The organism is Variovorax sp. P1_H12_2 (genome assembly GCF_056405335.1).
This window is the reverse complement of record NZ_JBFUCI010000285.1, coordinates 1-8,495: the sequence shown is the minus strand read 5'-3', so window position 1 is coordinate 8,495 and position 8,495 is coordinate 1. Positions and strand designations below refer to the sequence as shown.

Annotated in this window: 7 protein-coding genes and 2 pseudogenes; 4 read left to right on the top strand and 5 right to left on the bottom strand. The window is 69.9% G+C overall.

The window, feature by feature from the left end; all coding sequences use genetic code 11:
• From AC1D2K_RS23935 to AC1D2K_RS23920, 4 genes and pseudogenes are all read left to right on the top strand, one after another.
• Positions 1 to 1,037 (top strand): aliphatic sulfonate ABC transporter substrate-binding protein (locus AC1D2K_RS23935; RefSeq protein WP_478091499.1); only part of this gene is annotated, 1,037 nt, incomplete at its 5' end.
• Positions 1,038 to 1,077: 40 nt separating this feature from the next.
• Entirely contained in the window at positions 1,078 to 2,274 is a 1,197-nt protein-coding gene (gene solA / locus AC1D2K_RS23930; RefSeq protein ID WP_478091497.1) for an N-methyl-L-tryptophan oxidase, read from the top strand.
• 11 nt (positions 2,275 to 2,285) lie between these two features.
• On the top strand, positions 2,286 to 2,558 hold the full coding sequence (locus AC1D2K_RS23925) for a 2-dehydropantoate 2-reductase N-terminal domain-containing protein (protein WP_478091496.1): 273 nt from the start codon (positions 2,286 to 2,288) through the stop codon (positions 2,556 to 2,558).
• 57 nt (positions 2,559 to 2,615) lie between these two features.
• Positions 2,616 to 3,299, top strand: a pseudogene (locus AC1D2K_RS23920) (LLM class flavin-dependent oxidoreductase); the annotation flags it as partial.
• A gap of 183 nt (positions 3,300 to 3,482) precedes the next feature.
• Here the strand turns inward: AC1D2K_RS23920 and AC1D2K_RS23915 are convergent.
• The 5 genes and pseudogenes from AC1D2K_RS23915 to AC1D2K_RS23895 form a co-directional block, all read right to left on the bottom strand.
• A pseudogene (locus tag AC1D2K_RS23915) lies at positions 3,483 to 3,836 on the bottom strand (thioredoxin domain-containing protein); the annotation flags it as partial.
• A gap of 600 nt (positions 3,837 to 4,436) precedes the next feature.
• On the bottom strand, positions 4,437 to 5,054 hold the full coding sequence (locus AC1D2K_RS23910) for an alkylhydroperoxidase domain protein (RefSeq protein WP_478091495.1): 618 nt from the start codon (positions 5,052 to 5,054) through the stop codon (positions 4,437 to 4,439).
• A gap of 12 nt (positions 5,055 to 5,066) precedes the next feature.
• On the bottom strand, positions 5,067 to 5,705 hold the full coding sequence (locus tag AC1D2K_RS23905; protein WP_478091494.1) for a CMD domain protein: 639 nt from the start codon (positions 5,703 to 5,705) through the stop codon (positions 5,067 to 5,069).
• Positions 5,702 to 6,823: a putative FMN-dependent luciferase-like monooxygenase gene (locus tag AC1D2K_RS23900; protein ID WP_478091492.1), complete on the bottom strand. Its 1,122-nt coding sequence runs from the start codon at positions 6,821 to 6,823 to the stop codon at positions 5,702 to 5,704. Before AC1D2K_RS23900 ends, AC1D2K_RS23905 begins: the two co-directional genes overlap by 4 nt.
• A complete protein-coding gene (locus AC1D2K_RS23895) occupies positions 6,705 to 8,411 on the bottom strand; it encodes a dipeptide ABC transporter ATP-binding protein (protein WP_478091491.1) in 1,707 nt (568 codons plus the stop codon). The genes AC1D2K_RS23900 and AC1D2K_RS23895 overlap by 119 nt, the downstream gene beginning before the upstream one ends.
• Positions 8,412 to 8,495 lie beyond the last annotated feature (84 nt).

Genomic DNA, 8,495 nt, shown 5'->3' with positions numbered 1-8,495 from the left:
ACGAAGTTCAGCGGCGCGCTGGTGCCGGCATTCTGAAGCGGGCCGATCTCTCCATGACCTCCTCCCTGTCGCGCCGCCGCGCGCTGCTCCAGGCCGGCGCCGGCGCGCTCGCCGCCGCCGTGCCGGGTTTCACCTGGGCACAAAGCCCCGCCGCACCCGCCAAGACCCTGCGCATCGGCTACCAGAAGTTCAACACGCTCAACATCCTCAAGGGCACCGGCAATCTCGAGAAGGCGCTGGCTCCGGCCGGCGTCACGGTGGAATGGCGCGAGTTCCTCGGCGGCAGCCAGCTGTCGGAGGCGCTCGCCGCCAACGCCATCGATTTTGGCCATGCCTCCGATGGCATCGGCGTGTTCCAGCAGGCCAGCGGCAAGGGGCTGGCGTACCTCGCAGCAGAAAGCCCGTACCCGGGCGGCGTCGGCTTCCTGGTGCCGCAAGACTCGCCGATCAGGACAGTGCGCGACCTCAAGGGCAAGAAGGTGGTCACGGGCCGCGGCTACAACACGCAGTACGTGCTGATCAAGGCGCTGCAGGCCAACGGCCTGCGCTACGAGGACATCGAACCGGTCTACATCCTGACCGCCTCCGACAGCGTGGCCGCCTACCAGTCGGGCAGCGTCGCGGCGCTCGGCCTGTGGGACCCGTTCCTGGCCGGGGCGCAGGTCGCCACCGATTCGAGGCTGCTGTTCGACGGCACCGGCCTGAGCGGCAACCGGACCTACCACTTTGCCCAGCCGGGCTACGCCCGGGCCAACCAGGCCACGCTCAAGACGGTGTTCGCCGAACTCAGCAAGGCCAACCAGTGGGCCCAGGGCAACCCGAAAGACGTGGTGGCGCTGCTGTCGCCGCAGCTCAAGGTCGAGCCCAAGGTGCTCGCGCTCGCCACCGAGCGCCGGCAGTACGGCGTGGTCGCGCTGACGCCCGAGATCGCGCGCGAGCAACAGGGTTTGGCCGACGCCTTCGCCGAACTCAAGCTCATTCCCAAGCCGATCGAGGTCAAGCACGCGTTCCTGAACCTGGACCTGGGCCTGGCCTGATGCATCCGCACGCCGGGGCGCACGTGCCGCGTCCACGACCATGACGGGCTCGACCCACTACGACGCCATCGTGGTCGGGCTCGGCGCGGTCGGCGCCGCCACGCTCTGCCAGCTCGCGCGGCGCGGCGCGCGCGTGCTCGGCATCGACCGCTTCGCGCCACCGCACGAGCACGGGTCTTCGCACGGCGAGTCTCGCATCACGCGGCTGGCCATCGGCGAAGGCGAGGCCTACATGCCGCTGGTGCGGCGTTCGCACGCGATTTGGCGCGAGCTCGAGGCCGCCACCGGACGCTCGATCCTGACGCAGACCGGCGGCCTGGTCCTGGCGCCTCGCGACGGTGCGGCCGACCACCATGGCAAGCCGGATTTCGTGCGCCGCACCATCGCGAGCGCGCAGCGCTTCGGCATCGCCCACGAGGTGCTCGATGCCAACGGCATCCGCGCGCGCTTTCCGCAGTTCCACCTGCAGGGCAACGAGATCGGCTATTACGAGCCCGAGGCGGGCTTCGTGCGCCCCGAGCAGGCGATCGCCGCGCAGCTCGATGTCGCGCGGGCGTCGGGCGCGCTGGTGCACGTGGACGATCCCGTGCTCGCGCTCGACGGCGGCGCAGAAGGCGAATCGGTGACGGTGCGCACCGCCAGCGCAACCCATACGGCCCGCCAGGTCGTGGTCGCCGCAGGCCCGTGGCTGCCTGAATTCCTGCCCCAGGCCGCGCGCGACGCATGGCATGGCGAGTTCGAGGTGTACCGGCAGGTGATGTACTGGTTCGATGCCGGCAACGCGGCGGGCGACTTCGTCGCCGGCCGGATGCCGATCTTCATCTGGATGTACGGCGACGCAGAGGAAGACTACATGTACGGCTTCCCCTCGGCCGACGCCGGCCGGCCCGCGCTCAAGGTGGCGAGCGAGCAGTACGCCCGGACCACCTCGCCCGCGGCACTCGTGCGCGAGGTCGACGCCGCCGAGGTCGAGGCGATGTACCGCAGCCGCGTCGCCGGGCGCTTTCCGGCGATCGGCGGGCGTGCGGTCGACGCCCGTGCCTGCATGTACACCGTGACGCGGGACCGCCATTTCGTGGTCGACCGCCTGCCGGACGCACCGCAGGTGCTGGTGGCCTCGGCGTGCTCGGGGCACGGCTTCAAGCACTCCGCCGGCCTGGGCGAGGCGATCGCACAGCGCGTGCTGGGCCAGGCATCGGACTTCGACCTTCGTGCATTTGCACACCGGCGGACTTGAAAGGACGACCCATGAGAATCCTCGTGGTGGGCGCTGGCGCCCTGGGCGGCTACTTCGGCGGCCGGCTGCTGCAGGCCGGCCAGGACCTGACTTTCCTGCTGCGCCCGCGACGCGCGGCCCAGCTCGCCGCTGGCGGGCTGCGCATCCACAGCCCCGCGGGAAACGCGCACCTGCCGGCGCTCTGCGGACACGCGACGCGCCTGCAAACGAAGGAATACGAGTTTGCAGATGCGTTTTCCGTTGACCCTCCGGGCGCTAGCATCGCTCAGGAAGCCGGGGCATAAGCATCGAAGCAATCAGTCTTTGGCGGCGTCGCCGACGATCGTTTGCAAGGGTGATCTATGCCCTCCAATCGCCAACTCAAGCTCGGCGCCTTCATGCGCCCCGTCAGCATCCACACCGGCGCCTGGCGCTATCCGGGCGCTTTCGCCGATGCGAACTTCAATTTCGCGCACCTCAAGCGCTTCGCCCAGACACTGGAGCGGGCCCGCTTCGACGCCTTCTTCATGGCCGACCACCTCGCGGTGCTCAACATGCCCATGGAGGCGCTCAAGCGCAAGGGCAAGTACCTCTCGGTGCGCGGGCCGCTGCACATCGCGCGGCCGGTGCAGGGCTGGCCGGTCATCGTCCAGGCGGGGGCCTCCGAAGCCGGCCGGCAGTTGGCGGCCGAGACRGCCGAAGTGATCTTCGCSGCSCACGGCACGCTSSMGGARGGCCGSMGCTTCTATGCSGACGTCAAGGGSCGGCTGGCCGCMCTSGGCCGCGAGCGCGACCACCTCAAGATCCTGCCKGCSGCSTTCGTGGTGGTCGGCGACASSSTKGAMGAGGCGCGYGCCATCCGKGCSMRGCTCGACAGCCTGGTGCACTACGASAGCGCSATCGCKTCGCTATCGATCGCGCTCGGCSWCGAYGCRTCGAAGTTCGACTCCGATGCGCCGCTGCCCGAGGTGCCGGAAACCAATGCGAGCCAGAGTAGCCGGGAGCGCGTGATCGCACTCGCGCAGCGCGAGGGCTTGCGCACGCGAGCCCACTGCGACCGACTTTTCGGTATTGCATCTCGTCGTGTCGCGTGCGAGCAGATCTACACGACCAAGCTCAAGTAGTCGCTGTTCAGGCAACCCGTTGGGATTCGGCGGCCGGCGCCACGCTCGCGGCCGATCCATTTTGAGCTCAGGCGCCGCGTGTCGCGCGCTGCAACGACGCCGCGTTCACTTGTTCGGTTGCGGCGTCAGGCGCAGGTACGGGCGCACAGCCTTGAAGCCCTCCGGGAAGCGATGGGCGAGCTCGGCCGGGTCCTGCAGGCTGGGGATGGTGACGACGTCGTCGCCGTCCTTCCAGTTCACCGGCGTTGCGACCTTGTGGCTGTCGATGAGCTGCAGCGAATCGATCACCCGCAGGATCTCGTCGAAGTTGCGGCCGGTGCTCGCCGGGTAGGTGATCGTGGTGCGGATCGTCTTCTTCGGATCGATGAGGAAGACGCTGCGCACCGTCGCGGTGGTCGATGCGTTCGGATGGATCAGGTCGTACAGATCCGCCACCTTGCGATCCGCGTCGGCCAGGATCTTGCTCGCGACCTGTGCGACCGACTCATTGCTGCGAACAATGCAACCTGGGCCGAGGAGCTTGGAGATGTCGGACTCCATGCGCCATCGAACAGGCGGATCCGAAGCCGGGATCGAGCGACGCAAAGGTTCGTTGGCTCGACATGTTCGCGGCCAGGTATGGCCGCGGCAGCGGGCAGACGCTGCTCGAGATCGGCGAGGYGAACTCGCTGACGCGGGAAAGGGTCCGCCAGATCTGCGAAGCCATCCTTTCCTCCATCAGGGCCCAGCCGGTGAAGATGCCAGCCCTGGAGCGCCTGCTGGCCGCCGCTGGACGCAGCATGCCACTGCCGATCGAGGAGGCGGACGCTCAGCTGGTTCGCTTTCTCGGAGACGGACACGGGAATTCGACTGGCTCGCTGGCGGCACGCTGGCGTGGGAGGCCGCGGGCCTGCCTGTCGAGCAAGCCTGGGGGGCGCGCCAGCTCCTCACGCCCTTCGAAGACGACTGGGGCTCGGTCATGCGCGTGCCACCGCCGCGCCGTGACCGGGCATGGGCCGACTACCTCGCGTGGGAGCGGGGCCACGGCGCACGCGTCGCGCAGGACCCCACCGTCCGGTTTCAGTTCTTCTGAGGGATCGCTGCGGCCTGCGGCTCGCCCAGCGACAGCATCAAGCGGTTGGCCCAGTTGAAGAAGGCCGCGCCGTGGATCACGTCCGAGATCGCGAGATCGTCGAGGCCGACGTCGCGCAGTGCGTCGACGTGGGCCGGACCGAAGGCGATCGGCGTCGACGACAAGGCGACCGACGCCGCCACGATCGCATCCCAGCGCGGGTCGAGCGCGGCGCCCACGCCTTCGTCCAGCAAGCGCTGGAGATCGGCCGAGCGGGGCGAGAAATGCGAGGCGAATCGCGCGTGCACCGATGCGCAGTAGATGCAGCCGTTGAAGCGCGAGGTCGCGGCGGCCGAGAGTTCCCGCTCGGCACGCGGCAGGCCGGCATCGGGGTTGTAGAAGATGTCCTTGTCGGTGCGCGTGCGAGCGCCGAGGATGTCCGGATCGCGCGCCAGCAGCATGAAGTACGGCGACTTGGCGCGCGATGCATCGACCAGCCCTGCCAGGTGGCGCTCGGTCAGGTCCGACGCCGGCAGCGGCTCCAGCCAGGGCAGCCATTCGAGCACCGCCTGCGTGAAGGCGTTCGGCGGGACATTGGTCGGATGCGAGAGGGTGGTGTTGCTCATGGCGTGGCTCGGTCAGGCAGCGTTGGAAGGTGCGGGCCGGGCCGCGAGCGTGCGCAGGCCGACCACCACCCGGATCTGGAAAGACAGGAAGGCGACCAGTTGCGACAGCGTGACGATGTCGGTGGTCGACCAGCCCACATCGAGCAGCGCCTGCAGGTCCGACGCCTTGGCGTCGCGCGGGTGCAGCACCAGCAGGTGCGCGTGCGCCAGCGCGGCCGACAGTCGCGGGCCGAGCAGCGCGCGGTGCGCGTCGCTCACCGCATGCACCGGCCCGGGCTGGTCTTCGGCGCTCAGCCGGCCCTCGGGGTAGCTCCCGTACGGACCTCGCGCGGCGCCTTCGGCGGCCTCCGCGGCCACGGCCTCCAGCAGTCCCGCGGGTGCATCGATGCGCGCCAACCCCTGGGCATGGAAGGCCGCCAGGTCGGCCTGCCCGTGCAGCCCGGCCACGAAGACGGCCACGGCGAAGCGCTCCACGCCGGTGAAGCGCGTGCGGTCGCCGGCGGCCGGCGCCGCGGGTTCGAACAGCGCCAGATAACTTTGCTGCGCGTGCAGGCGCGCCTGCGGACGGTTGGCGCGGATGGCGTCGAGTGCATCGCCGGGCGCAATGCCGACGAGGTGGTCGATCACGTCCGGAAGGGTGGACTGGGTCATGCGATGGCCTGAAGAGAAGGGTGGGATGAAGAATCTGCGGTCGTCGAGCCGGACCAGCCGAGCGCAGGAGCGACTTCGGTCGCGATCAGTTCGATCGACCGCAGGATGTGGCGATGGGGCGGATCGACCGAGTGCACCTGGCACACCAGGTCGGTCACGTGCCCCAGGGTGCGATCGGCGCGCAGCGAAGCGATCACGTCCGACGGGGTGCCGACGTGCACGTCCTGGCGCGCGATCAGTTCGTCCAGCGAGGCGTCGGGGCCGGGCCGCGCCGGATCGGTCTGGCGTGCCAGGCTGCGACGCAAGCCCTCCTCCGCCAACCGGCGTGCGAGCGCGCGGTCGTCGGCGACGAAGACCGAGCGCGACCCGACGATGCGCGGCGCGCGGCCGGCAGGAAGGGCGGCCAGGTAAGCCTCGATGATCGGCAGCTGCAGGTCGGCCAGCGTCGCCGGCGGCGCATCGACCGCGCGCGGCTGGGTGCGCGACAGCATCAAGCCGTCGCCGGCCAGTCCGGCGCGGGCACCCCCGCCTACCGAGAAGCTGGCCTGCCAGATCCGGTCGAGCAATTGCGGCGACGAGGGGTACAGGCGGTCGCCCCCGGGCAGCGACCGCCCGGCCCAGGCCTCGCGCACCAGCGCCAGGTGCTGCGCGAAAACCACCGCGCGCTGCTCGCTCTCCTGGCCGAAGGCCGTGAAGGACGAGGGCGTGCCGCCGGTGCCGACGCCGAACTCGAGCCGCCCGCCTGCGAGCAGGTCGAGCACCACCGCGTCTTCGGCGACGCGCACCGGGTTTTCGAGCGGCAGCGTGACGATGCCGGTGCCCAAACGGATGCGCTGCGTGCGCGCCGCCACCGAGGCCAGGAAGACCAGCGGCGAAGGCAGGCCGCCTTCCGCCTCGTGGAAGTGATGCTGCGCGACCCAGGCCGAGTCGAAGCCGAAAGCCTCGGCGTGGACGATCTGCTCCGTGACCAGGCGATAGCGCTCGGCCGCCGTGGCGTCGTCAAGAAGCCTGCTGAAGAAGCCCAGGCGCTGGAGATTGGACAAGATGCGAGTTCCTTTTGCCGGGGATGGCGTCGATGAGTTCACGTGTGTAGGGGCTGGTGGGGCGCAGGAACACATCCTCCACCCGGCCCGAATCGACCTGGCGGCCATGCTGCAGCACCGACACGGTGTCCGCGATCTGGCGCACCACCGCGAGGTCGTGCGAGATGAAGAGGTAGGTGAGGCCGAGCTCGGCCTGCAGGCGCTCCAGCAGCTGGAGGATCTGCGCCTGCACCGTGACGTCGAGCGCGGAGACCGCCTCGTCGAGCACCAGCACCTGCGGCTCGAGCACCAGCGCGCGGGCRAKCGCCACGCGCTGGCGCTGGCCGCCCGAGAGCGCCTGCGGCCGCCGCTGCAGCACCGCCGGAGGCAGGCCGACGCGGGCCAGGATGTCACTCACCCGGCGCTGTCGCTCCGCGGCGCTCACCGGCTCGAAGTTGCGCAGCGGCTCCTCGATGATCTCGAAAATGGTCTGGCGCGGATCGAGCGAGCCGAACGGATTTTGATACACCAGCTGGATGCGCCGGCGGAACAGGCGCAGCGCCTCGCCGCTCAGTGTCGCGAGGTCGGTGCCTTCGATCAGGATGCGTCCGGCGGTCGGCTGCCGCAACCCCACCACGTCGCGGATGGTGGTCGTCTTGCCCGATCCGGACTCGCCCACGATCGCATGCGTGGTGCCGCGCCGCACCCGGAACGACACCCCGTCGACGGCCCGGAACACCGTGCCGCGTGCGCCGCCGATGGCAAATTCGTGCACCAGGTTCTCGACCACGATGGCGAAGTCGCCATCGTCCGCGGGAGCCGGCCCCTCCAACGCGCGCTCCGGCCGAAAGGCCGACATCGCGAGCGAGGGCGCGTCGGACAGCAACTGGCGGGTGTAGGCGCTGCGCGGCTGCCGCAGCAAGGCGTCGGTCGGCCCCTGCTCCTGAATGCGCCCGCCCTGCAGCACCACGATCCGGCTGGCCCGGTCGGCGGCCACGCCCAGGTCGTGGGTTACCAGCAGCACCGCGGTGCCGTAGGCCAGGCGCAGCTCGTCGATCAGGTCGAGGATGCGCTTCTGCACCGTCACGTCGAGGGCACTGGTCGGCTCGTCCGCGATGATCAATGCAGGTTGCAGGGCGATGGCGATCGCGATCAGCACGCGCTGCTTCATGCCCCCGGAGAGCTCGTGCGGATACTGCCGCGCCCGCAGCTCGGGTTGCGAGAGGCCGACACGCGCCAGCAACTCGACCACGCGCGCAGCGATCTGGTGGCGCTCGACGCGCCGGTGGATGCGCAGGATCTCGGCGACCTGTTCGCCGACCGTGCGGACCGGATTCAGCGAGCTCGTCGGGTCTTGCGGGATCAGGCTCACCATGCTTCCGCGGATGGCGTCGAAGCGCTTTTCGGACCAGCCCGCGACGTCGACGCCGTTGAGCCGTATCGCGCCATGCTCGAGCTGCCCGTTGGCCGGCAGCAGGCCGATGACGGCCTGCGCCGTCGTCGTCTTGCCCGAGCCCGATTCGCCCACCAGCGCCACGATCTCGCCCGGATGGATGGCGAAGGACACGTCGTGCACCACGCGGTGCAGCTGCGCATTGTCGCGGTAGCCGATCGCGAGCCCTTCGACCTCGAGCACCGGCGGAACCGCAAGCCCCTCGGGCCTGAGCGCAACCACGGCGCTCATTGCTTTCCCTTCGCCAGCGCCACGCTGATCCGGTTGGCCGACAGCACCACGGCCACCACGACGAGGCCCGGTACGGTGGTGAGC